This is a genomic window from Pseudoalteromonas sp. 2CM28B, assembly GCF_023161935.1.
This window is the reverse complement of record NZ_JALNTH010000030.1, coordinates 63,646-86,395: the sequence shown is the minus strand read 5'-3', so window position 1 is coordinate 86,395 and position 22,750 is coordinate 63,646. Positions and strand designations below refer to the sequence as shown.

General features: G+C 40.0%; 23 protein-coding genes. 13 read left to right on the top strand and 10 right to left on the bottom strand.

All coding sequences use genetic code 11. From position 1 onward, the window contains the following. Nucleotides 1-76 precede the first annotated feature (76 nt). Nucleotides 77-985, top strand: a complete 909-nt coding sequence (locus MTN96_RS27640; RefSeq protein ID WP_036983859.1) for an alpha/beta fold hydrolase — start codon at nt 77-79, stop codon at nt 983-985. Here MTN96_RS27640 and MTN96_RS27635 read toward each other — a convergent pair. Further along, a complete protein-coding gene (locus MTN96_RS27635; protein WP_248533476.1) occupies nt 954-2,396 on the bottom strand; it encodes a sulfotransferase in 1,443 nt (480 codons plus the stop codon). The two genes, MTN96_RS27640 and MTN96_RS27635, sit on opposite strands and share 32 nt — an antisense overlap. 416 nt (nt 2,397-2,812) lie before the next feature. Next, nucleotides 2,813-2,971, bottom strand: a complete 159-nt coding sequence (locus MTN96_RS27630) for an oxidoreductase-like domain-containing protein (protein WP_076921669.1) — start codon at nt 2,969-2,971, stop codon at nt 2,813-2,815. A 103-nt stretch (nt 2,972-3,074) separates the two neighbouring features. Between MTN96_RS27630 and MTN96_RS27625 the strand changes: the two genes are divergently transcribed. After that, nucleotides 3,075-3,497 (top strand): hypothetical protein, encoded by a 423-nt coding sequence (locus MTN96_RS27625; RefSeq protein ID WP_013463120.1) that lies wholly within the window; start codon nt 3,075-3,077, stop codon nt 3,495-3,497. 83 nt (nt 3,498-3,580) lie between these two features. After that, nucleotides 3,581-4,942 (top strand): M17 family metallopeptidase, encoded by a 1,362-nt coding sequence (locus MTN96_RS27620; protein WP_069439004.1) that lies wholly within the window; start codon nt 3,581-3,583, stop codon nt 4,940-4,942. 27 nt (nt 4,943-4,969) lie between these two features. On the opposite strand, the gene MTN96_RS27615 is transcribed toward MTN96_RS27620, so the two are convergent. Both MTN96_RS27615 and MTN96_RS27610 read right to left on the bottom strand, forming a co-directional pair. After that, nucleotides 4,970-5,356, bottom strand: a complete 387-nt coding sequence (locus MTN96_RS27615; RefSeq protein ID WP_008464296.1) for a VOC family protein — start codon at nt 5,354-5,356, stop codon at nt 4,970-4,972. A gap of 80 nt (nt 5,357-5,436) precedes the next feature. Then, nucleotides 5,437-6,516 (bottom strand): ketoacyl-ACP synthase III, encoded by a 1,080-nt coding sequence (locus MTN96_RS27610; protein WP_248474516.1) that lies wholly within the window; start codon nt 6,514-6,516, stop codon nt 5,437-5,439. A gap of 379 nt (nt 6,517-6,895) precedes the next feature. Between MTN96_RS27610 and MTN96_RS27605 the strand changes: the two genes are divergently transcribed. The 5 genes from MTN96_RS27605 to MTN96_RS27585 all read left to right on the top strand — a co-directional run bounded on the left by MTN96_RS27605 (nt 6,896) and on the right by MTN96_RS27585 (nt 10,341). After that, on the top strand, nt 6,896-8,134 hold the full coding sequence (locus MTN96_RS27605; protein ID WP_248533474.1) for a HAMP domain-containing sensor histidine kinase: 1,239 nt from the start codon (nt 6,896-6,898) through the stop codon (nt 8,132-8,134). Beyond that, entirely contained in the window at nt 8,131-8,655 is a 525-nt protein-coding gene (locus tag MTN96_RS27600; protein ID WP_248533472.1) for a response regulator transcription factor, read from the top strand. The genes MTN96_RS27605 and MTN96_RS27600 overlap by 4 nt, the downstream gene beginning before the upstream one ends. 23 nt (nt 8,656-8,678) lie before the next feature. Continuing rightward, nucleotides 8,679-9,098 carry a thiol-disulfide oxidoreductase DCC family protein gene (locus MTN96_RS27595; protein WP_248533470.1) on the top strand — a complete coding sequence of 140 codons (420 nt, stop codon included), beginning with the start codon at nt 8,679-8,681 and terminating at the stop codon, nt 9,096-9,098. Nucleotides 9,099-9,176: 78 nt separating this feature from the next. Then, nucleotides 9,177-9,455 (top strand): peptidylprolyl isomerase PpiC, encoded by a 279-nt coding sequence (gene ppiC / locus MTN96_RS27590; protein WP_008464312.1) that lies wholly within the window; start codon nt 9,177-9,179, stop codon nt 9,453-9,455. 76 nt (nt 9,456-9,531) lie between these two features. Beyond that, a complete protein-coding gene (locus MTN96_RS27585; protein WP_248533468.1) occupies nt 9,532-10,341 on the top strand; it encodes an ABC transporter substrate-binding protein in 810 nt (269 codons plus the stop codon). Nucleotides 10,342-10,378: 37 nt separating this feature from the next. On the opposite strand, the gene MTN96_RS27580 is transcribed toward MTN96_RS27585, so the two are convergent. The 5 genes from MTN96_RS27580 to MTN96_RS27560 all read right to left on the bottom strand — a co-directional run bounded on the left by MTN96_RS27580 (nt 10,379) and on the right by MTN96_RS27560 (nt 14,257). Then, complete coding sequence (locus MTN96_RS27580) at nt 10,379-11,038, bottom strand: DsbA family oxidoreductase (protein WP_138626952.1); 660 nt, start codon at nt 11,036-11,038, stop codon at nt 10,379-10,381. Nucleotides 11,039-11,157: 119 nt separating this feature from the next. Continuing rightward, entirely contained in the window at nt 11,158-12,378 is a 1,221-nt protein-coding gene (locus MTN96_RS27575) for a Xaa-Pro peptidase family protein (RefSeq protein ID WP_036983870.1), read from the bottom strand. 138 nt (nt 12,379-12,516) lie between these two features. Continuing rightward, complete coding sequence (locus tag MTN96_RS27570; protein ID WP_248533466.1) at nt 12,517-13,125, bottom strand: flavin reductase family protein; 609 nt, start codon at nt 13,123-13,125, stop codon at nt 12,517-12,519. A gap of 11 nt (nt 13,126-13,136) precedes the next feature. Then, nucleotides 13,137-13,862, bottom strand: a complete 726-nt coding sequence (locus tag MTN96_RS27565; RefSeq protein ID WP_248533464.1) for an SDR family NAD(P)-dependent oxidoreductase — start codon at nt 13,860-13,862, stop codon at nt 13,137-13,139. After that, entirely contained in the window at nt 13,859-14,257 is a 399-nt protein-coding gene (locus MTN96_RS27560; RefSeq protein ID WP_016899157.1) for a thiol-disulfide oxidoreductase DCC family protein, read from the bottom strand. Before MTN96_RS27560 ends, MTN96_RS27565 begins: the two co-directional genes overlap by 4 nt. 120 nt (nt 14,258-14,377) lie before the next feature. On the opposite strand from MTN96_RS27560, the gene ppc reads away from it, so the two are divergent. Both ppc and cdd read left to right on the top strand, forming a co-directional pair. Further along, complete coding sequence (ppc, locus tag MTN96_RS27555) at nt 14,378-17,023, top strand: phosphoenolpyruvate carboxylase (protein ID WP_036983873.1); 2,646 nt, start codon at nt 14,378-14,380, stop codon at nt 17,021-17,023. Between the two features lie 122 nt (nt 17,024-17,145). Beyond that, nucleotides 17,146-18,075 (top strand): cytidine deaminase, encoded by a 930-nt coding sequence (gene cdd, locus MTN96_RS27550; protein ID WP_248533445.1) that lies wholly within the window; start codon nt 17,146-17,148, stop codon nt 18,073-18,075. On the opposite strand, the gene udp is transcribed toward cdd, so the two are convergent. Continuing rightward, entirely contained in the window at nt 18,064-18,819 is a 756-nt protein-coding gene (gene udp / locus MTN96_RS27545) for a uridine phosphorylase (RefSeq protein ID WP_008112319.1), read from the bottom strand. The two genes, cdd and udp, sit on opposite strands and share 12 nt — an antisense overlap. A gap of 412 nt (nt 18,820-19,231) precedes the next feature. Between udp and MTN96_RS27540 the strand changes: the two genes are divergently transcribed. The 3 genes from MTN96_RS27540 to MTN96_RS27530 all read left to right on the top strand — a co-directional run bounded on the left by MTN96_RS27540 (nt 19,232) and on the right by MTN96_RS27530 (nt 22,551). Then, complete coding sequence (locus tag MTN96_RS27540; RefSeq protein WP_069438997.1) at nt 19,232-20,341, top strand: arginase family protein; 1,110 nt, start codon at nt 19,232-19,234, stop codon at nt 20,339-20,341. A gap of 98 nt (nt 20,342-20,439) precedes the next feature. Further along, on the top strand, nt 20,440-21,141 hold the full coding sequence (locus MTN96_RS27535; protein ID WP_248533443.1) for an ABC transporter substrate-binding protein: 702 nt from the start codon (nt 20,440-20,442) through the stop codon (nt 21,139-21,141). A gap of 120 nt (nt 21,142-21,261) precedes the next feature. After that, entirely contained in the window at nt 21,262-22,551 is a 1,290-nt protein-coding gene (locus MTN96_RS27530; protein WP_036983877.1) for a hemolysin family protein, read from the top strand. Nucleotides 22,552-22,750: the final 199 nt, after the last annotated feature.

Below are 22,750 nucleotides of genomic sequence, written 5' to 3'. Positions count from 1 at the left end.
AAAAGTGCATATTTTCCCTTTGGCTTACCAGGTATTGCTGGTAGGATGAGTTGTTAACAATTATAAGGAATTCGCTTTGGCAGTTACTCAAGAGTCTGTTTTTATTAAATTAGGTGACCATCAAACACTGCATTTGCGCCGTATCGCCAACCAGAAGCCAAGTGGGCCTGTGGTGCTATTAATTCATGGCGCGGTAGAAAATGGCAAAATATTTTACACTCATAGCAATAAAGGGTTAGCGCCTTTTTTAGCTGAACACGGGTATTGTTGCTACGTAGCTGATTTACGCGGGCGTGGTGAAAGTAAACCAGCTATTTGTAAGCAAGCACGGTATGGACAAACTGAGGCGATTGTTGAAGATATTCCGGCATTTATTAAAAAAATTGAACAGTTAGAGAGTAAAAAACCTGACTTTTTAGTTGCTCATTCTTGGGGTGGGGTGTTGCTTAATAGCGTGTTTGCTCGCTTTCCTGAGCTGATAAACGATGTAAAAGCGTGTGCCTATTTTGGTTCAAAGCGTTCGCTATTTAATAACCACCCTAAAAAGTTATTTCAGGCTAATTTAATTTGGTATTTTATGGCGCCAATATTAGCGAAAAAACACGGTTATTTACCAGCAAAACGCTTAAAGTGGGGCAGTGATGATGAAACTCAAAAGTCGCATTATCAAAGTATGCAGTGGGCTAAGAAAAATCCGTGGATAGACAGTGATGATGGCTTTGATTACGCTAAAACATTAGCAAATCTCACGCTTCCTCCAACGTTACATATTGCGGCAGTAAAAGATAAAGCATTGGCACAGCCTATCGATATTCAAAAGTTTATTGATGAGTCAGGTACTGGGGTGCAAAAAATGCAAATATATGGCCGCCGCTTTGGGCACAAAGTAGATTACGACCATATTAATATGCTTACCCATCCACAGGCACGCCAAGAACAGTTTATGGATGTGCTTAATTGGTTTGAGGCAACGAGAGCAGACTAAGTAAAGGGGCTTCATAACGCTGCCATTTATCAAGGCTTTTGTTATTTACAGGCTGCCTAATCGCATGTTTACTGAGCGTTGTAACGGCGCTTTTATTTTTGTAAAAGTCTAGACAAGTCTGTTCAAATTCACAGCCAGTAAAACTCAATAGTGCGGTTAATTGATCTTTAGGGTTTTCAATTAACTGCTCATAACTTAAATTATAAATAGCTAAGCGGTTAAATTGCTGCCAATGGCTCATCAATTTTTCATAAAGCTGATGGTACAAAGTAAATTCATTTAAATCACAAAAATAGGGTTCGTTTTCAGCAAAGTAATTAGTAAACACTGAAAATGCGGTTGCATGAAAGTTTCGACTCAGGTTAATAAACTTAGCATCTGGGAATAAAATATAAATTAACCCTAAGTTTTGGTAATTGCTAGGCAGTTTATTGATCACAAATGCGCAATTGCTCCCAGAAGAACTTAAGGTATCTAAATACATGGCTCTGGCTTGGTTAATTAAAGGCGTTGTTAGCTTAGTTAAGCATTGAGGGTAGCGTAACCCTTTTTTTTGTTCTAAAAAAGCGACTATCTTATTACTAATACTGGTGTCCTCTCCAAGCGTTGCCCATTGACTGTGTCCTGCTAACATCTGCTCCAGTAAGGTTGAGCCGCTTCGTGGCATACAAATAATAAACACGGGCGTAACTGGATACTGCTTATTTAGGTTTGCAAAATTGAGCACACTTTCATTATTATATTCAATAAGTTGATCATAAAACCCAATTAAATCTTCAGTTTTAAATTCACTGAGTTTGTGTTGTTGCTGATTGGCAATCACAAAATAGTTAAACGCTTGATCAGTATCGTCTAACTTGTCGTAACTTTTAGCTAAAGCATAGTAGCAGACCATTTTTAAGCGTAGGTTATTTGTTTGAGTTAAAAAATGGTGTAATTGAACGATGTAATTATTTGCTTTATTAAAACGTCCTAATTGTACCAATTCAAATAAAACATAAGCCGTAACCGGTGCTATTCCAAGCTTTAATGCTTCCTCAAGCGTTGACTGTGCTTTATCGAGCTCGCCAAAGGTTAAATAGTGCTGAGCTAAATAATAATGGGTATCTGGGTTGTCTGCGGCAATACTGGTTGCGTACTCGAGTACTTTTTGCGCATTTTCAGGGGAGTTAACCGCATTAAATGCATCACTTAGTGCATACAAAGGTTCTAGTAAATAAGGGAGGTGCTGACACGCTCGTTGTAGTATATAGACAGCGGCATCAAATTGTTCTAAACGCAGCGCCACCTTACCTAGGCCAAACAGAGCATCACCATTATCAGGCTCTGCTTGTAAAAGCGTTTTGTAATGAAACTCAGCTTCTCTAAGCTTGTTTTGTGCTAATAAATGATCCGCTTTTTTTAGTAACATAATCCAAACAATATTCTTTTTATTAACTATAACCCTAAAACAGCAAAATAAGCGAGAGTAAGATTATTATTTGAGGCCAATAAAAAGGCGAAATGCACCACACATTTCGCCTTTGAGTATCATTAACACATGGTTAGAAAGTATAGGTTGCTTTAGCGTAGTAAAAGCCACCATTAATTCCGCATGGAGATGTTTCAAAAGCTTAATAAACTAAGCGCACCTCCTGTGAGTCCTCGAAATAGACTATAGATAAAAAAACTAAAGAGGGTAATGGGTGATTAATCACTATTTAACAAGTTGAAACAAATGATTTATCTAAAAATAATCATAAGTAGGGCTGGGAAAGGGGGAAAAAGCAGTCATTGATATATAGTTATTAACTAAATAAGCTATTTTAGCTACTTTCTATTATTGAATTAAACTGACTTGCTATTGATATTTTCACCATGATGTTTTTTCCACTGTGCAAGTTTTTCTTTGTACTCATCCCATACACATGGACAGCAACTACCGCCGCCGCAGCACTCATCAGATTTTGGCCTTTCGGGTTTAGTGTTGGGTATGTTTTTTTGCATGTTTTTATTTAAACTGAGGAAAATGAACATTAAGAATAAATGATTGAATAAAGCGTGTAAATTATTCTTTGTGAACTGAAAGCGCTGTGTGAGAATACAGGCTATGCGATTATATAAAGTTATCCATCGTGCACCCTGGCGGGTTGCTAAAATAAGTAAAAAGCGACAACAACTACGCTTTCGTCGTGCTATGGTCGCGCTTAAAATTGCGCTTGCCCAAGAAAGGCAAGAAACCAAAGAAATGCTAATAATTTATAGGCGTTATACCCAAGGGCAAACAAATAAAGCAGAACTAAAACGCGCCAACGAGCAGTTTGTTGATATATTAAAAGGACTAGGGCTAGGCGTTTTTGCGTTATTACCGTTTGCACCATTAACTATTCCACTGGTTGTTAAACTAGGGCAGTTAGTAGGGGTTGATGTATTGCCGAGTTCTTTTAGTATGAATAAGCCGATTAAAGAAATTGATCAAGAAATTGCTCAACAAAACCAAGAGCAAGACTCAACGCCCTCAAAGAAGAAGTAAGCTAGCAGAACATAATTAGCTATACCTTTTAATAGTGCTTATTGTTATGCTAAGGCATCATTTTCTATTATGTGAGTCATTTAATGAGTGCTTTACTTCGTCATACCTCTTCAGGAATTCCTCTATCATTTATCGTTAAAAACGAACTAACCGATTGGCTTACGCAGCAACCGAGTTTTGTACAGCGCTGGCTAGCAAACACAGATTTTGAAAAATCAGGACTTGCACTAGTACCAAATCCAGAAACGGGTGAGCTAAGTCAGGTATTTTGTGTAATGCAAAGCGCTGATGATTTTTGGGCTGCTGGCGAGCTTGCCAGTAAATTACCTGCGGGTTGTTATCAAATTCAAGGTGATGAGTCTTTAGTTGCTCAACTTGCTTTAGGCTTTGTGTTAGGTGGTTATGAGTTTAGTGAATACAAACAAAAAGCCACCGCTAAAGCTCAACTTGGTATTGCTGATAAAACATTATATGAACAAGTAAAACAACAAGCGGATGCCATTAATTTAGCACGCGATTTAGTTAATACCCCAGCTGCCGATATGATGCCGCAGCACTTATCACAAGTCATGAGTGACCTAGCAGATACATTCGACGGTGAATTTTCGCAGTGGATAGGTGATGAGTTATTAGAGCAAAATTACCCAACTATTCATATGGTAGGGCGCGCGAGTGAAAATAAACCACGATTACTTGACTTGAAATGGGGGGCAGTCGATGCGCCACAAATTACGTTAGTCGGTAAAGGCGTGTGTTTTGATTCCGGTGGACTTGATTTAAAGCCCAGTTCAGGCATGCGCAACATGAAAAAAGACATGGGTGGGGCCGCGCATGTTATTGCCCTGGCTCAGCTAATTATGGCCGCTAACTTACCAATACGCCTTCGTGTTTTAGTGCCTGCGGTTGAAAATGCTGTTTCGCGTAATGCATTTCGCCCTGGCGATGTAGTAAAAACCCGTAAAGGTATTATGGTCGAAATAGACAATACCGATGCAGAAGGGCGATTAGTACTGTGTGATGCTTTAAGCGAAGCACAAAACGATGATCCTGAATTAATCATAGATTTTGCTACATTAACCGGTGCGTGCCGCGTTGCTTTAGGTACAGAGCTACCAGGTTTTTTCTCAACGGATCGCGCTGTAGCAAATGCCATTATGGACTCGGGCATGCAAGTTAACGACCCTGTTTGGCAATTGCCGTTATTCGAGCAATACAAACCATTTTTGAAAAGCGATGTGGCTGATATGGCTAACTGTGCAAGTACGCCATTTGGTGGCGCAATAACCGCTGCACTTTATTTGAAAGAGTTTGTAGAGCCAAATACACCATGGGTTCACTTTGACGTAATGGCATGGAATTTACGTGCATTACCTGGGCGTCCAGCTGGTGGTGAGGCACTGGGTATTCGTGCAGTATTTACTTACCTACAAAATCGATTTAACTAAATTAAATATACCTTGAGTTATTAGATGTTAAAGTGCATATAACTCAAGGGGTAAGCCATCTGGATCGGCAAAAAAGGTGAATTTTTTGCCGGTTATTTCATCTTCTCTAATATTTTCGACGATGACATTGTGTGACTCTAAATAATGTTTAGCAGTATTAATACACCCAACTTTAAATGCTAAATGTCTAAGTCCTTGAGCTTCGGGGTAGCTTGGTCTACTTGGCGCATCATTAAACGAAAATAATTCTAACTGACTTCCATCAGGTAAAGCTAAATCGAGTTTGTAAGACTGACGCTGTGCACGATAATGCTCATTAATAATCGTGAGTTTTAATATTTCACTATAAAAATGTTTAGAGCGTGGATAGTTGCTACAAATGATGGCTACATGATGAATGCCTAGTAGTTGCATATATTTTCCTTAAAAAGCAAAAAGCGCACTAAAAGCAGTGCGCTGTTTATCAATACATGTGCATGGTTATATATTAGCTTTTAGCTAGGCTCTGCGTCTTTACACGCTTTTACAGCCGGTGCAACAAGCTCTAAACCCGTTTTATTACACGGTGGAAGCTCAGCATCACTAAGTGCAATAGGCGTTACTCGCTCGCCCCATTTTATATAGCTTGCCGCCCAAGTAAGCCCAGCTCCAAATGCCGCCGACATAATATTTGCATGCGGTTTAATTAAGCCTTGCTCAACGGCTTCACACAATGCAATTGCAATGGTGGCAGCAGAGGTGTTGCCATATTCACCAATATTGACCATTACTTTTTCGTCATCCACTTTTAAGCGATTTTGAATAGCTTGAATAATGCGTAGATTGGCTTGATGCGGAACTAGTACATCGATATCGTCTAACTTAAGATTGGCTTGTTCAAGCACGTCGTCACAGGCTTCACTCATGCCTTTAACGGCACGTTTAAATATTTCACGGCCTTCAAATAAAAGGTCTGATGGACCAATTGGCTCATATTTATTTAAATCACTGCCAAAATTAGTAATGTGTAAAATATCACGATCTTCGCTGTCACAACCGGTTTTAGTCCCTAATAAGCCTGCAGGTGTTTCTGCTGCTTCAAGCACAACGGCACCGGCACCATCACCAAATAATACTGCGCTGTCGCGTCGTGCCCAGTTTACATACCACGTCATGCGCTCAGCCGCGATAACGACGGCTTTTTTGATCATGCCAGCTTGAATTTGCGCTGTCGCAGCTTGTAAAGCATATAAGAAACCAGAACATGCCGCGTTGGTGTCCATGGCTGCAGCGCCTGTAGCACCAATATTTTTTTGTACTAATGAGGCGGTGTTTGCAACGACTGTTGAGGGGGTGCACGTTGCTAAAATAACTAAATCGATATCTTTTGCATCTACGCCAGCACATGCAATGGCATGTTTTGCAGCCACACTAGCAAGTTCAGCAGTACTTACATGGCTAACTCTTCGTGCCTTGATACCTGTGCGTGTGGTGATCCACTCATCGGTTGTATCTACAATTTCACTTATTTCGTCGTTGCTGATGCTTGCTGGTGGAATGCATTTACCCCAACCAGTGATATGTGCGTAAGGCATAGTGTGTTCTCTTAAAAGTGGTATGACGTGTTCGTCTAATGAGGACGTTATATCAAAAATTAGCTGTTAACACTAGTTTATAGCATGGTTTGCTTAGTAATTACTGCTATTTTACGGACTATTTGCTGCATTTTTGCTTAAAGGTAATTGACTTGTTTTTATTGTGTTAATTAAAAGCTTTTAATGATTGTGCCTGTTTTACACAATAGCTCATAGGCTTTCTAAGCTTAATAGAATACAAATACTTTGTTGACCATATATGCTTGAGTGCGGCTGAGTGAGCAGCTAATATGAGGCGCTTATTATGAAATCATTACTTAAAAAGCATTATTTATAATGGATAACAAAGCAATGTATATTCAATCAGGTGAATCTTATTGTGTTAATTAAAACCGATCCTGCTATTAGCCGGTTATTAATGCTGCGCAGTGGCGCCATTGCTGTGCAGCTTATTGCAGTGTTAAGCGTTTATTTTTTATTAGAGCATCAAATTGCGCTCATGCCGTTGCTAGCCGTTATTACGCTTGAGGCGGTTTTTCAGTTAGCAAGTATCTTTGCTTATAGAAATGTTAGCCAAGCAAAGCCTGTTGGCATGCTGATGCAACTGACCGCTGACGTACTTTTTTTAACTATTTTGTTGTCTTTAAGTGGCGGTGCAACTAACGCATTTGTGTCGTTATTATTGTTACCTATTATGATAGCGGCAATTACATTGAGCGCTCGTGGGCTTGCCTATATTGCTGTGCTGGCTATCGCTGCCTACAGCATGCTACTGATTAAAATGCCAGAGCATAGCATGCACCAAATGAACATGAGTGGCCACTTTATTGGCATGTGGGTTAATTTTGTTATCAGTGCCTGCGTGATTGCGTTGGTTATTGGTGCAATGAACCGTGCTTTACAACAACGTGAGCGCACTATTGCTAAAGTTAGAGAGAAACAGTTGCGTAGTGAACAACTGGTTACTCTCGATGGCGCAGCGGCGCAAATTACTCATCAATTAGCAACGCCTATTGCTAATTTACAATTATTGTTTGAAGAGCTTGTAGAAGAGCATCCCAACAATGAAATTATTCAGCAAATGCAAGCGCCCTTGCTGCAATGCCGCACTCAGCTTAATGATTTTAGAAAGCTCTCTATGCAGCTACGAGATAAAAACACGCAAATACCTATAAAAGCAGAGCAGCTGCAAAATCAAATTCATGATACGTTGCTATTACAATACCCTAATCAACAAATAAACTGGCTTAATGAGGCGCCTAAAGCCACATTAAAAAGTGATGCCATGCTGCTACCTGCTATTTTAAACTTATTACAAAATGCAGCGCTTGCTAACGAAAAAAAAGGCCAAATGCAATTAGAGTTGAGTTGGCAACAGTCAGATGCGCAAAGTATTGCGTTAATTATTCGGGATTTTGGCGCTGGTTTTTTATCCTCCGAGTTAGCGGAGTTAGGCGGGCAGCTCATGCCCAGCGAGCAAGGCATGGGAATAGCGGTTATGCTATCAAATGTCACGTTTGAGCGTTTAAATGGTTCGTTAACTGTTTATAATCACCCCGATGGTGGAGCGGTGGCCAAGATACAAATGCCACTATTAATAACCGAGTCGGCGCTATGAAGTTGCTAATTATTGAAGATGACATTAACCTTGCTACCACTTTGGTAAGGCGCTTAACAAAACACAGCTTTAACTGTGAGGTTGCACATAACCAAACAGAGGCCTTACTTAGGGCTCGCCAGCAGCAACCTGATTGTATTTTATTAGATATGAAGTTAGCAGATGAAAATGGGCTGGCGCTTATTGCACCGCTGCGACACTTGTTACCCAAGGCGCATATTGTATTGCTTACCGGCTTTGCAAGTATAGCTACAGCCGTAGAGGCGATGCGCTTGGGCGCTAATGACTATTTAACTAAGCCTGTCGATATGGCAAGCTTATTAAAAGCGCTAAAAGTAGAGCCGGTATCGACAGTAACCGAAATTCCTGAAGAGGTTATGTCACCCGAGCGCTTAGAATGGGAGCATATTCAACATGTATTGCACAGCAACAACGGTAATGTATCAATGACTGCAAGGCAGCTTAATATGCATAGACGCACTTTGCAGCGCAAGCTACAAAAAAAACCAGTGCAACAATAAGCCCTCGCTTGAGGAAGCAATTAATGACTAATGCCGCCGCGCTAATAAAAAGCCAAAAAATTATACTGTTCGACGCCCAGTGCAAACTTTGTAGTGCGTGGTGTAATTTTATTATTGCTTACGACCCTCAGGCCATGTTTAAACTATGCAGTGTACAATCACCAAAAGGGCAGCAAATATTAATGCACTTTGGCTATTCGACAACTGATTTTGCCTCTATGGTTTATATTGAAAACGCTCAAGCATTTATACAAAGCCATGCATTTTTCGAGGTGATTAAACAGCTAGGCTATCCGTGGAAACTTAGTGGTATATTTAGTGTGTTGCCAAATCGTTTTAACAATTGGCTTTATGATAAAATTGCATCAAATCGATATACCTTATTTGGTAAATATCACTATTGCAGGATCCCTTCAAAACAAGACCAAGCCCACTATTTATAAGTGCTTTAATAGATGCCTGAATGTATTGGCTGTGCTAAAATCGCGGCGTTTAAATTTTAGCATTAAAAAGGCACTTACATGGCAAATACGGCGCACGCACTGCATATTTTAGTAAAACATAAAGAAATAGCAGAAGACATCATCAAGCAATTAGGCAAAGGCGCAAAGTTTCAAACTTTAGCTAAAAAGTATTCGTCATGTCCATCGGGTAAAAAAGGTGGTGATTTAGGTGAGTTTAGACGAGGCCAAATGGTTCCGCAGTTTGATAAGGTGGCTTTTAGTGGTGCAATTTTAGAACCGCATTTAGTAAAAACGAAATTTGGTTGGCATGTTATTAAGGTACTTTATCGCACATAAACTAACGCAATTTTAAGTTGCCGCTATACTTATTATTTGTTCAGTTTGTTACATGCTAAAGCAACTTGGAATAACTATGAAGCTTATTATTTTATGCTGCAGTTTGATTTTAATGGCAGTGGCATTTTTTGCCAGTAGCACTGAGCAAACGCTCACCCTTAAGCTCGGTAAACCAAGCACGCAAGACATACCAAAAAACCACTATATTTTAACGTTATTAGAAAAGAGCTTTGCAGAGGTTAATGTAAAGCTCAATATTGCCTACAGCATTGAGCCAATGAATACTAAAAGGATTTTGCAAGAGCTCAAACGTAACGGTGATGTTGATTTAGCTTGGTTAACTATGCCAAGCGCCCTTGCAGAGCAAAGAAATTTAATACACACAAGTTATCCTATTTACAATGGGCTGCATTCAAAGCGCTTGCTCATGGTTAAACAAAGTCGGTTAAAAGAATTTTCTGAGATCAAAACCTTGGCACAGCTAAAACCATTTATTGCGTTGCAAAAACAAAGTTGGTCAGACTTTTATGTTTTAAAAAACAATGGTCTAACAGTTAATGGTGATTTGAGTTATGAAAGCATGTTAAAAGCGTTAGATGAAGGACTTGGCGATTATTTTCCGCGTTCAGTTACAGCAATAAAAGCCGAAATACGTAAACACCCTCAGTATAACTTTGTTATTGAGCCACATATTATGCTGCAATACGATAATTACTATTATTTTTACGCAAACGAAAATAACAAAGCAATCATTGAGTTATTAGAGCAAGGCTTAACAAAGTTAGCAGATAGCGGTGAGTTGAACGCGCTTTATGAGCGCTATTATCATGATGTTGAGGACGGGCTTAATTTAAACAACAGACAGGTGTTTAACTTAAAAAATTAATAATGTTAGGCCGCAAAATGCAGCCTAACCCGAAAAATTATTGCTCCTGGTTGGCTTCTTCTTCACTTATTTGCTTAAGTGCTTGAATAAACGATTCACTCGGTTGCCCACCGGTAAGCGCGTACTTATCATTTATAATGAAAGTTGGCACTGAAGTAATACCCATTTGCTTAAAGTTATTTTGCTCTTGGCGTACCGCTTGTACGTATTTATCTGAGTGTAAAATTTCCCTGGCTGTGTCTTTGTTAAGGCCTACTTTTTCTACCACATCCAGTAATGCATCTTCTTGATTTAAATATTTTAAATCGGTGAAGTGTGCCTCAAAAAACGCCAGTTTTAACTCAGTTTGCTTACCTTCTTCACGAGCCCACATTAGCAAGCGATGTAAATCAAAGCTGTTGATCATGATGCGTTTACCGTCAAAATTAAAGGTAAAGCCAGCTCGTTCACCCGCATCCGCCATGTTTTGACGATTTCGCGCGCTTTCTTCTTCGGTTAAGCTGTATTTTTGCTGCAAGTGCTCGTTTAAGTCTTGCCCTTCAAGTGGCATATCCGGATTAAGCTCAAAAGGGTGCCATGTAATATCCGCACTCATTTCGTCTTTTAATTCTGCCAATGCGGCTTCTAAGTTTTTATACCCAATAATACACCATGGGCACATTACATCTGAGACGATATCTATTTTTAAGTTTTTCATAAGGATCTTTGAAGGATTGCTTTTTAATAACAATGGATATTGGGATGAAGTTTAGTTTATCAATCATTGAACATAAAAAGAGCAGCGAAAATGCTGCTCTTTTATTGAATGTTTTCAGGTTAGCTGTTTAAACCAAATGGGTCGTCAATGCTGTGGCTTGGCTGGGTAAACCAACGCGGGCCGTCATCTGTCATATAGAAGTGATCTTCTAATCTCACACCAAATTCATCTGGAATAACCAGCATAGGTTCGTTACTAAAACACATGCCTGTGGCAAGCGGGGTTTTATCGCCGCCCACTAAGTATGGCCATTCATGAATGTCTAAGCCAATACCATGGCCTGTGCGGTGTGGGCAACCTGGTGTTTGGTATTCAGGGCCTAAGCCTTGAGCTGCTAAGTAGCTGCGAGCTGCTTCGTCAACCGATTCACAGGTTTTGCCAATGGCGGCTTGATTGAAAGCTGCTAACTGGGCTGCTTTTTCAAAATCCCAAAATAGGCGCTGGCGACTGGTTGCTTCACCAAATACGTAGGTACGCGTGATATCAGACAAGTAATCGTGTACTTTGCATCCGGTATCAATAAGGACCATGTCGCCTTTTTTCAAAATTTGTGGATCTTTTACACCATGAGGGAATGAGGTAGCAAGGCCAAACAATACAATACAGAAGTAATTTCCCGGAGCACCTACTTTTTGATGCGCTTTTTTTATAAATTCTTCGACTTCTACTGTACTAATTCCTTCATAAAGCATGCTCGCCGTAGCCTGATGAACCGCTAAAGTCATATCCATGGCGCATTGCATTAATGCTAATTCATTGGCTGATTTATGCATTCTACAATGTGCGGTTACAGGTTGTGCGTTAACTAGTTTTAACCCTGAACTGGCTTTATTGATGCCATCAAAAATAAAAAACTGTGCGCTTTCATCAATGCCCACGGTAGCGGTGTCACTAATATTCAGTTGTTTAAGCACTTTAACGAATAGCTCAAACGGGTTCTCGTGTTCTTGCCAGCCGTGTATTGGGCCATCAATGACTTTAAAGCCATTTAAAGAGCCAATTTCAAAATGGGGGGCAATGTATTGCACCTCACCCATGGCGGGTAAAATAGCGCCGACTAGTCGTTCACTGGCGTACCATTTCATACCGGTAAAATACGTTAAGTTAGTACCTGCATTTAAATATATCGCATCAATATTATTAGCTTGCATATAAGCTTGCGCTTTGGCCATACGCACTAAATACTCATCGGCCTGAATTGGCGTTACTGAGTGGGTCATATTGCTTAAACTAGCAAGTGCTTGTTCGGGTGTGTGTGTACCAATACCAACTGTGGTCATATATTTCTCCTACAAAATTTTGCATAGTGTGTAGGCTAAATGCGTTCACTTCAAACTAATTGCGATTAGTGAACAAGGGATTGAACAAATAGGGGGAGTTATCAAGTCCCTTATTCCCAAGGACTTGATAACCTTGGGCTATTTTTTCGCGTAGGGTAAACGATTGAGCTTATTCGCTGTGTGGTAGCTATCTAATCCGGTTACTGCAACGGTATCGATGGCTTGTAAGTCTAAAAAGCCATCACTTTGGAGTGCTGATTTATCTACATAAACATCCATTATTTCGCCAATAACCAGCTCAGTGCCATTAACAGTTAAGTGCTGATTCTCTACAAATTTTACTGCGTATTTTAGTCGGCTTTGTGCAACAAAAGGCGCTTTAAAGTCGTTTAAGTACTCTGTTTTGAGACCGGTTGCATTAAACTCAGACTCATCTTTAGCGTAACGTGCCGATGTTTGGTGTGCCTGCTGGTAAATATCACTATTTACTTGGTTAATAGTATAAACGCCTGTTTCTATAATATTTTCGAATGTATGCCTTGGTACGCTGTGCGGGCGCATTATCATGCCCACTAGCGGTGGGTGAGCGCCTAAATGAATAACTGAACTGACAATGGCTAGATTGGTATTACCTTGTAAGTCTTGTGTGCCAATTAAGTTTGCACTTTTAAACCCTGAAAGTGAATTGATAAAGTGTGTACGGGTATGTTTTTCAAGTGCGGCTATGCGGTCTTTCGAAAAATGCATGTGTTTGTTCCTTACCATTTTATGGTGTTTCCTTGCCAATCTAGGTAGGCAGGTTCGCCGTTGAGTTCTAGCTGTGGGTTTTCGTAAGTAAATTTAAATAATTGCTGAGCAACAAAGTCAGGGGTAAACAGTTTATCTGCGGGCACATTTTTTTGAAATGGCTTAGAGAGCTGTGTATCAGTAGTACCTGGGTGAAATAAAACAAGTTTGGTATTTTTAGCGCGACGAGCAAGTTCAATGGCGGCTGTTTTAAATAGCATGTTCAGCGCAGACTTGGATGCGCGATAGGTATACCAGCCACCCAATTTATTGTCGTTAATACTGCCTACACGAGCGCTTAAAGCAGTAATTGTGCAATGAGTTTTGTGATTAAGCAGTGGCACTATACTTTGTAAGCACAGCAGGGGGACAAGTGTATTAGAGTGCAAAAGCTGCATAAAATAATCACTGTTAATTTCTTCGAGCTTTTTTTCTGGCATGTGCTGGTCGTTGTGTAATTGACCATTAAATATTATTACCTGAGCAAGCTCAATTTGTTGTGACTTTAACGACTGGGTTAGCTCATTTAGGCTTTGCGCCGAGTAGTCGCTGTGGAAATAGGTTACCCTGTCATCATTATGCTCAATATTCGATGAGCTGACACAAATTATATTAAATTGTGCTGCTTGCTGATTTAAATGACTTACGTAGGATTGTGCAATGGCGCTACTGGCGCCAAATAAAATCACTGTTTTCATTTTTCACCTTTAGATTTGATATTGCATTGACCATTACTACACTGCGCATTGGGCATTAAAAAACGGCTTATGTGATGGCGGTATTTTGCAAAAAAAGTGTAAGCATGATCGGCAAAAAAGCGAATTACGGGCAAACGAATTATTTTAAGCCAACGGTATTTGCCAACGGTGCGCCAAGCTTGATAAGTGACGTCTAAGCCGTAAATCATCTGCCCCTTATCAGTTTGGGCGTGCAATAAATCCATGGCATTTTGTTTATCGATTGCAGGAAAACGTTCACTAAAATCATCCGCATTTAAATCTTCTAGTGTAATTTTATGATCAACATCGGCACGTTTTAAATGTTGCATTTCTGCATTGCACAGTGGGCAATTGCCATCGTAAAAAATGATCATGTTATCGCTTTGTGTTTATTTTACATATGCTTTTTTACGACAAGACAATGCAAATGGATCTATTAAATATTCCCTCTTAGTGATATTAATAGGTCTCCAAGAAACGAAGGAGAGCTAGAAATGAGTGAACAATATGCCGCCTTGCGAGGTAATGTAAATCTACTTGGTCAATTATTAGGGCAAACTATTAAAGATGCCCAAGGCCAAGAGATTTTAGATAAAGTAGAAGAAATTCGGGCTTTATCAAAATCATCTCGCAGTGGCAATGAAGCCGATCGCCAAGCGTTAATTGATGTACTCCATGCGCTTAGTGATGAGGAGCTTTTACCGGTTGCCCGTTCATTTAATCATTTTTTAAACTTAGCTAATGTTGCAGAGCAGTTTCATACCGTATCACGTTTTAATGATGTTGGTTTTTGCCAACTAAATCCTCTCACTCAAACATTAAAAACGTTAGCAGCAAAGGCCGAACAAGGTCAGCTTAATCATAATCATTTAGCCGACACACTCTCAAAACTCCACATAAACTTAGTACTAACCGCTCACCCAACCGAAGTGACTCGCCGTACTATTATTAACAAACATGTTGAACTAAGCGATTGTTTAGCGTCGCTTGAGCGAACCGACAACCTTGCGCAAGAGCGCGAAGCGATATTAAATCGAATTGCGCAGCTTATTAGCCAAGCTTGGCATACTGACGATATTCGTCGTTCTCGTCCAAGCCCTGTTGATGAAGCTAAATGGGGCTATGCGGTAATTGAAAATAGCTTATGGGATGCCGTGCCACGTTTTTTACGTGAGTTTAGCCAGCATGTTAAACAGCATTTGAGCCTTGAGCTACCAGCCAACTACAGCCCGATAGAATTTACGTCGTGGATGGGGGGAGATCGGGATGGTAACCCGTTTGTAACCGCTGAGGTGACTAAGCAAGTACTCGATCATGGCCGTTGGATGGCGCTGGATTTATACCAGCGTGATTTAGAAACTTTGTGTGCTGAACTTTCAATGTCTGATGCCAGTGATGAGCTCATTAAACTGGCAGGGCAAGAGTTTGAACCTTATCGAGCCGTGCTCAAAGAGCTTAAAAACCAAGTGGCTGAAACAGTGATGTACTTAAGCGCTAAAATTAAAAACAAGCGTACAGAATCACAAGATTTAATAACTGATATTAACCAAATTAAGCACCCAATTGAGGTGTGTTATCGCTCATTGTTAAAATGCAATATGCAAGTGGTTGCTGATGGCTTGCTATTAGATGTGATCCATCGTGTAAATAGCTTTGGTTTGCGCTTGGCAAAACTGGATGTACGACAGGATTCGTCAAGACACAGCGATGTGTTTTCTGAATTAACTCGTCATTTAGGTATTGGCGATTACAATCAATGGGAAGAGCAAGACAAACAAGCTTTTTTACTGACAGAGCTCAATTCACGTCGTCCGCTAATTCCTAGGCATTGGCAACCAAGTCCAGAAGTGCAAGAGGTGCTCGACACCTTTGATGTTATTGCGCAACAAGATGAAAAAACCTTTGGTTTATACATTATCTCTATGGCACGAACTGCCTCTGATATATTAGCAGTGCAGCTATTACTTAAAGAGTCTGGCTGTGGTTTTGAACTGCCTGTGGCGCCTTTATTCGAAACCTTGGATGATTTAAACGATGGCCACAACGTCATCACTACACTTTTAAATAACGAGTGGTACCGTGGACACATTAAAAACACCCAAAATGTAATGATTGGCTATTCAGACTCAGCCAAAGATGCAGGCATGATGGCTGCTGGTTGGGCACAATATGAGGCAATGGATAAGCTCGTACAACTAGCGGATGAACGCGGTATTGAGCTTATTTTATTCCATGGCCGTGGGGGTACGGTTGGCCGTGGTGGTGCGCCTGCTGCACAAGCATTGCATTCTCAGCCGCCGGGGTCGTTAAAAGGCGGGCTTAGGGTAACAGAGCAAGGTGAAATGATCCGCTTTAAATTTGGCCTGCCTAATGTGGCATTACAAAGCTTAAATATTTATGCGGGTGCGGTACTACAAAGTAATTTATTGCCACCACCAGAGCCTAAATCACAGTGGCGCGAAGTAATGGCATTAATTAGCGATGTGTCGTGTGAGCATTACCGTAATGTGGTGCGCCACGATGAAAACTTTGTGCCTTACTTTAGAATGGCGACACCTGAATTGGAACTGTCAAAATTACCTTTAGGCTCAAGGCCTGCAAAACGAAATCCAAATGGAGGGGTTGAGAGCTTACGTGCTATTCCATGGATTTTTGCGTGGAGTCAAAACCGGTTAATGTTACCTGCATGGTTAGGTGCATTGAGCGGGCTTAAAGCCGCGCTTGAAAAATACGGTATAGAAACCTTAAGTGAAATGAGCTTGCAATGGCCATTTTTTAGGGCGCGTTTAGAAATGCTAGAAATGGTATTTAGTAAAGCGGATAGCTGGTTGAGTGAGCATTACGATAATGCGCTGGTGGAAGAGATGTATAAGCCGCTGGGTGTAGCTTTACGTGATGAACTTGGTGAAGCTATAACGTTAGTGCAATCATTGAGCCCACAAAAAAGCTTATTGGCTGATCAGCCTTGGATCAAAGAGTCTATCGGGCTTAGAAATCCATACACCGATCCGCTGAATGTATTACAAGTTGAGTTATTACGTCGTTCTCGTGGCGATGATAAAGGCAATGAAAACGATATAGATAATGCTTTGATGATCACTATGACCGGCATTGCAGCGGGTATGCGTAATACAGGTTAATCCAAAACTAGATTAGTTTTAGAGGGAACACACGACGTGTTCCTTTTTTTTACGTTGAATAGGCTGGTATTTAGTTTGCCAACCTTTTACACTACTTGGCCATTGATCAAATAAAAACTATTATGGCTTCAGCAACTTTTAAAGTGCAACATAATACAGCACTTAGCAATTCACACATTTCATTAAACGTAGCGCAAACGCAAGCTCTACGCAGTCAATTAAAAACTCAACGCGGTATTTTATACCCAAACGATATTTCAGCGCTTTGCACCGAGCTTAATGTTAGCGAAGATATTTTATTACAAGGCTTAGTGCCTATGGCTTCAGAGTTTTCGGTTGCACCTATTTCCAAATTTCATGTCGGCGCAATTGTAAAAGGGCTCGATTCACAAGGAAACACCACTTTTTATTTTGGCGCTAACGCTGAGTTTGACCATCAAGCACTTAGTTTAGTGGTGCACGGTGAGCAATCTGCCATTAATAATGCCTGGTTAAATGGCGGTAAAAAAATTCTTAAAATAGCGATTAGTGATCTCCCATGTGGGTACTGTCGTCAATTTATGAATGAACTCGCTGATGCGAAAGAGCTTGATATTTTACTGCCAGCACAAAACTTTAAATTGGCAGAGTTATTACCTCACTCATTTGGACCAACCGATTTAGGCAATGAGCACAGCTTATTTAACCCAGCAGAGCAAACTAATTGTTTTGAAAACGAACAACTTGATGAAAAGCTGATGAGTTATGCTTTAGCGGCTTATGTGCCGTACAGCCAAAATTACAGTGCAGTAAAAATAAGTACGTTTGAAAACGGTGATTTTTATGGCAGCTATGCAGAAAATGCAGCGTACAGCCCGAGTTTATCGCCATTACAAAGTGCTGTGAGTCAGTTGTTTTTAGCAGGACTGAGCTTTGATAAGCAAACAGTAAAATCAGTTACGTTATTAGAAACGGCTGGTCATGAAAACCAATCTGGGGTGGCAAAAGCCGTGTTAGCAAGCTTTACTGGCTTGCCAACACTTGAGGTTATTAGCGCAACATTAGCCAAGTAACACTTTAGCGGCTTCAAGTACCACGGCAACCGATTTTTTCTCAATCTCGCCGTGGTCTACGTTAGGAATTTCTTGACGTGTTCTATTTACTAATACACCGGCAACACAGGCTGCTTGTAGGCCAAGAGCGGCACACATAGTAAATAAAGTAGCCGATTCCATTTCGTAGTTCATCACGCCTAGTTTTTGCCATTCTTCACAGCTACCCTGTAATGACTTAGGAACATAACCAGAATGCGTATCGTAACGCTCTTGTCCTGGGTAGAAGGTATCGCTTGAAGCGGTGATACCGATATGAAAATCGATGTTTAGGTTTTCACAGGCTTTTACCATCGCTTGAGTGGCAAAAAAATCAGAAACAGCAGGGTAGCACAGCGGTGCAAAATGCTGACTCGCGCCATCCAAACGAACTGAGGCTTGGCTAATTAAAATATCGCCTTCGTTAATGTGCGGCTGAATCGCGCCTGTTGTGCCAATGCGAAGAAAGCTACGTACGCCAAGTTGAGCCAGTTCTTCAACCGCAATTGACGTTGAAGGGCCGCCGATACCGGTTGAACATACAACCACTGAGTGGCCGTTTAATTGGCCTAAATAAATGTGAAACTCACGGGTTTGAGCAAGGCAGGTTGGATTATCTAAGAACTGTGAAATGCGTGCTGCACGATCTGGATCCCCTGGAACAATAGCCAGTTTTGCACCTTTTAAATCATCAATACACAGTCCTAAGTGAAATACCTTTTCCATAACTAAGCCTTTTTAATAAGAGTTGTTGTCAATTTAGCATGATTACGAGAAACCTAAATGAAGTACAGGACGGATGTCCGTATTGGTTTATTCATTAACTCTGAATATTCAATCAATGGCTAAAATTACTAACAAAATGAGCCAGTTGACTTGTTTGCTCAGACACTATATTCATACCTCAGAGCAAACCAGTAGCTAGCTAAAAGAGTTGTTAGCTAAATTTTAAATTGTTTATATTCATAAGGTTAGTTAGTAGGTTTTGTATTGTTTTGCCGCTGACCTAACCTCGCAGAACACAACGTTCAGTGATTTTTATAACCACATACAATTAATTTTTAATTTATTCAGCGTTCGTCGTTTTGCATAACTACTCAATAATAGACAAGATATTCAGATTGAAAAAGGGTTTACAATGAGCACACAATTTCAAGCATTTAAAAATAAAGTTGAACACTGTTTATGTGCACCTGGCGATGGTGTATTCACGGTTAATACGGCAAAAGAACGCAAAGCAGCACTCAGAAATAAATTATATGGTCAAACTGAAAATGTCGATGTTTTATGGCGTGACTCGCTAAATGAATTACCTAACTCACCCCACAAAGCGGTTATGTTGGGGATTAGCTCTGATTGTGGTGGTGGTATTTTACGCGGTGCTAACTGGGGGCCTTTGTTTTTACGTTCAGCTCTAATTGACCAGCAAACACAGTGTCGTTCATTTGACTTAGGTGATGTGCGCGTAATACCGCATTTATTACACGATAAATACTTAAACGAGGCAACAATTACCAATTGCCAAAAAGCGCTTTATGGCAATGACAATAACGATCATTTCGTAAGTCCACTGTCTATTACCGAAGATGTATGTGACAGCTTTTATGCAACATTTCACGATAAAGGAATTTTTGGCATTGGTGGCGATCATTCTATTAGTTACCCGCTGACAAAAGCGTACTTAAAAGCCAAACGCGAGCAAGGTAAACGTACGGCTATTATTCATTTTGACGCCCACACCGACTTACTCGTAGAGCGTTTGGGCATCGATTTATGTTTTGGCTCTTGGTGTACCCATATTTTAGAATTTTTACCCGCGCCACATCATTTAATTCAATTTGGTATTCGCTCAAGTGGTAAGCCTAAATCACATTGGGAAAGTACCTTTGGCGTTAAACAGCACTGGGCTGCTGAAATTATTGAGCGTGGCGCAGCCGCTGTTGCTGCCGATACAATCGCGCAACTAAAGGCTGACAAGGTTGATGAAGTGTATGTAAGCTTTGATATTGACGCACTAGATGCTCAATTTGCTTCAGCAACAGGTACACCTGAAGAAAATGGGTTAACACCACAGCATGCGCTTGATATTTTGTCAGCCATTGCCGATGAGTTTCCAATAACCGGAGCAGATATGATGGAAATCGCGCCGTTTACCGACAGCTCATTAGTGGGTCAATCAAGCTCAGAGACGACGCTTAGAGAAGGCGCTAAAATTTCAGCATTCTTAATTGCAGCAATGAATCGTTAATCCCACAGGCCCAAAATTGGCTATTTGTAATTAATCCGCTATATTAAATTTGCTTTTACCAAAAAAGTAACATCTTAAATTTTATATAGTGGGTTATTGTGACTAAATGGTATTTCGTATTATTGCTCATTGTAAGCCATCATTGTGCGGCTAAACTTACTGTTGTAACAGAGAACTTTGCGCCTGCGCAGTATCTGGACGCGAATAACAATTTAGTAGGTGATGCTGCCGATAAAGTCCGATTGGCGCTTGATAGCGCAGGCATTGATTATTCAATCTCTGTAAGCGATTGGAGTATGGCTTACAATATTGCACTGAGAGATCCCCAAACCTGTATATTTTCTATTTCTCGTTCGCCTGAGCGGGAACATAATTTTATTTGGTTTGCTAAGCTCGCCCAATTTGACACTAATTTTTACTCCCTTAAAAGCAAAGGTATTTCCTTAACTAATTTAGAGCAGGCTAAGCAATACCGTATTGCGGTTTTAAAAGATAACTACAGTCATCATTATCTACTTTCAAAAGGCTTTAAAGAAAACGAAAATTTAATGCTGTTTAGTAGTTTTGATAATATTTTTAAGATAATTCAAACACGAAGTTCGAGTATTGATTTAGTGGTTATACCTGCGCAGCGAATAAACCATGAACAATCTCATTTATTAAATAAATTACAACTCGAATTACTAATGCCAATCAATGCCCATCAAGCCCCTTTATATTTTGCCTGTAATAAAAACCTCCCCGATAGCGTAAAGCAACAACTTAGCGTAGCTTTTTCTTCATATGAGTCTAAACTATAAATATTAAGCTTTTGATTTTTATTAGTTATTAATATTATTTAAATATCAATTGCCCTGTCTATAAAAGCGTCTATAATCCAGCTGCTTTTGCTTGTAAAAGCGATTATTTTGGAGTTATAAATGGGTGATTTAATCGGGATTGCGTTATTAATCTTGATGAGTGCGTTATTTGCGATGTCAGAAATTTCGATTGCCGCTTCACGCAAAATTAAGTTAAGAGTAATGGCGGACGAGGGCAATGTTCACGCTTTGGCGGTTTTAAAGCTGCAAGAGCAGCCTGGGGCTTTTTTCGCCATGATCCAAATTACGCTCAATGCGATTGCGATATTAGGCGGGATTGTTGGCGAGCAAGCATTGTCTCCTTATATGCAAGAAATACTACAGCTGTTTTATCAAGGTCCATTACTTGGGCAAATTAGCTTTGTATTATCGTTTTTAATTATTACCTCGTTATTTATTTTATTTGCCGATTTACTACCAAAGCGTTTAGCGATGATTTTACCTGAGGCCGTTGCGGTGAGAGTGGTGACAATTATGCGCTGGGTTACTTTTGCGCTCACGCCACTGGTACTATTTTTTAATGGCTTAACCAATATTGTTTTACGGGTGTTTAAAGTGCCCAGTGAACGTGAAGATATTGTGACCACTGAAGATATTGTTGCGATGATGGATGCTGGTGCTGAATATGGCAGTTTACAGCAACAAGAGTATGATTTAATAGGAAATGTATTTGATTTAGAAGCGCGTTTTTTATCAAGCGTTATGTCACCGCGTGAGCAAATTGTTTATTTTGACATTGATGAATCTAGCGACGATATAGCAAATAAAATTATAGATCACCCGCACAATCACTTTTTAGTGTGCAAAGGCAATCTTGATAAGTTAATTGGCTCTGTTGAGTCTAAAGATATTTTACGCCAAGTACTCAAAGGTGAGGCGGCAAATATTAACGATGACATGCTTGATAAAGATATTTTTTTCTTGCCCGAAACATTGAGTTTATCTGAAGCGTTAAATGCGTTCAAAACCGCTGTACATCCTTTTGCGGTGGTAGTTAATGAGTATGCTTTGGTGGTTGGGATTGTTACGGTTAAAGATTTAATGAAAGGTTTTATGGGCGATTTAATTACTCATCAAAGTGAAGAGTTAATTATTGAGCGCGACGCGAGTTCTTGGTTAGTAGATGGCTTAACCCCGATTGTTGAGCTGGCGAAGGTACTTGAAATTGATGAATTTCCTGATCAAAATCATTATGAAACCGTGGCCGGATATTTAATCTATACCATGAAACATATTCCTAAACGCGCAGAGTTTGTTTTATTTGCAGGTTTTAAATTTGAAGTTGTGGACGTGGAAGGAATTCGTATTGAGCAATTACTAGTCTCTAGAGTTAATACTGACAACGAATAATGACAGCCAACATAGCTTAAGAGCAGCCAATGAAAGTTCATTGACTGCTTTTTTTATGGGTGTTGCTTAAATAACTCAGCTGTTATTTGTGTTACTTATCTATTCAATTGTAAAAATGTGTAAATGTTGCTCAGTAGCTATTTTTAATTGCTTTACTTTAGTTTAGAATGATCGTTCATTCTAAACTAAAAGGTATTTT

Bases quoted from the DNA above. Each gene is read 5' to 3' on its own strand.
- MTN96_RS27615 (WP_008464296.1), bottom strand. From the start codon at position 5,356: ATGCAACTACTAGGCATTCATCATGTAGCCATCATTTGTAGCAACTAT.
- MTN96_RS27630 (WP_076921669.1), bottom strand. From the start codon at position 2,971: ATGCAAAAAAACATACCCAACACTAAACCCGAAAGGCCAAAATCTGAT.
- MTN96_RS27565 (WP_248533464.1), bottom strand. From the start codon at position 13,862: ATGAAAACAGTGATTTTATTTGGCGCCAGTAGCGCCATTGCACAATCC.
- MTN96_RS27610 (WP_248474516.1), bottom strand. From the start codon at position 6,516: ATGCCTTACGCACATATCACTGGTTGGGGTAAATGCATTCCACCAGCA.
- ppiC (WP_008464312.1), top strand. From the start codon at position 9,177: ATGGCAAATACGGCGCACGCACTGCATATTTTAGTAAAACATAAAGAA.
- MTN96_RS27530 (WP_036983877.1), top strand. From the start codon at position 21,262: ATGGGTGATTTAATCGGGATTGCGTTATTAATCTTGATGAGTGCGTTA.
- MTN96_RS27560 (WP_016899157.1), bottom strand. From the start codon at position 14,257: ATGATCATTTTTTACGATGGCAATTGCCCACTGTGCAATGCAGAAATG.
- udp (WP_008112319.1), bottom strand. From the start codon at position 18,819: ATGGAAAAGGTATTTCACTTAGGACTGTGTATTGATGATTTAAAAGGT.
- MTN96_RS27595 (WP_248533470.1), top strand. From the start codon at position 8,679: ATGACTAATGCCGCCGCGCTAATAAAAAGCCAAAAAATTATACTGTTC.
- MTN96_RS27580 (WP_138626952.1), bottom strand. From the start codon at position 11,038: ATGAAAAACTTAAAAATAGATATCGTCTCAGATGTAATGTGCCCATGG.
- MTN96_RS27625 (WP_013463120.1), top strand. From the start codon at position 3,075: ATGCGATTATATAAAGTTATCCATCGTGCACCCTGGCGGGTTGCTAAA.
- MTN96_RS27620 (WP_069439004.1), top strand. From the start codon at position 3,581: ATGAGTGCTTTACTTCGTCATACCTCTTCAGGAATTCCTCTATCATTT.
- MTN96_RS27600 (WP_248533472.1), top strand. From the start codon at position 8,131: ATGAAGTTGCTAATTATTGAAGATGACATTAACCTTGCTACCACTTTG.
- cdd (WP_248533445.1), top strand. From the start codon at position 17,146: ATGGCTTCAGCAACTTTTAAAGTGCAACATAATACAGCACTTAGCAAT.
- MTN96_RS27540 (WP_069438997.1), top strand. From the start codon at position 19,232: ATGAGCACACAATTTCAAGCATTTAAAAATAAAGTTGAACACTGTTTA.
- MTN96_RS27570 (WP_248533466.1), bottom strand. From the start codon at position 13,125: ATGCATTTTTCGAAAGACCGCATAGCCGCACTTGAAAAACATACCCGT.
- MTN96_RS27575 (WP_036983870.1), bottom strand. From the start codon at position 12,378: ATGACCACAGTTGGTATTGGTACACACACACCCGAACAAGCACTTGCT.
- MTN96_RS27585 (WP_248533468.1), top strand. From the start codon at position 9,532: ATGAAGCTTATTATTTTATGCTGCAGTTTGATTTTAATGGCAGTGGCA.
- ppc (WP_036983873.1), top strand. From the start codon at position 14,378: ATGAGTGAACAATATGCCGCCTTGCGAGGTAATGTAAATCTACTTGGT.
- MTN96_RS27635 (WP_248533476.1), bottom strand. From the start codon at position 2,396: ATGTTACTAAAAAAAGCGGATCATTTATTAGCACAAAACAAGCTTAGA.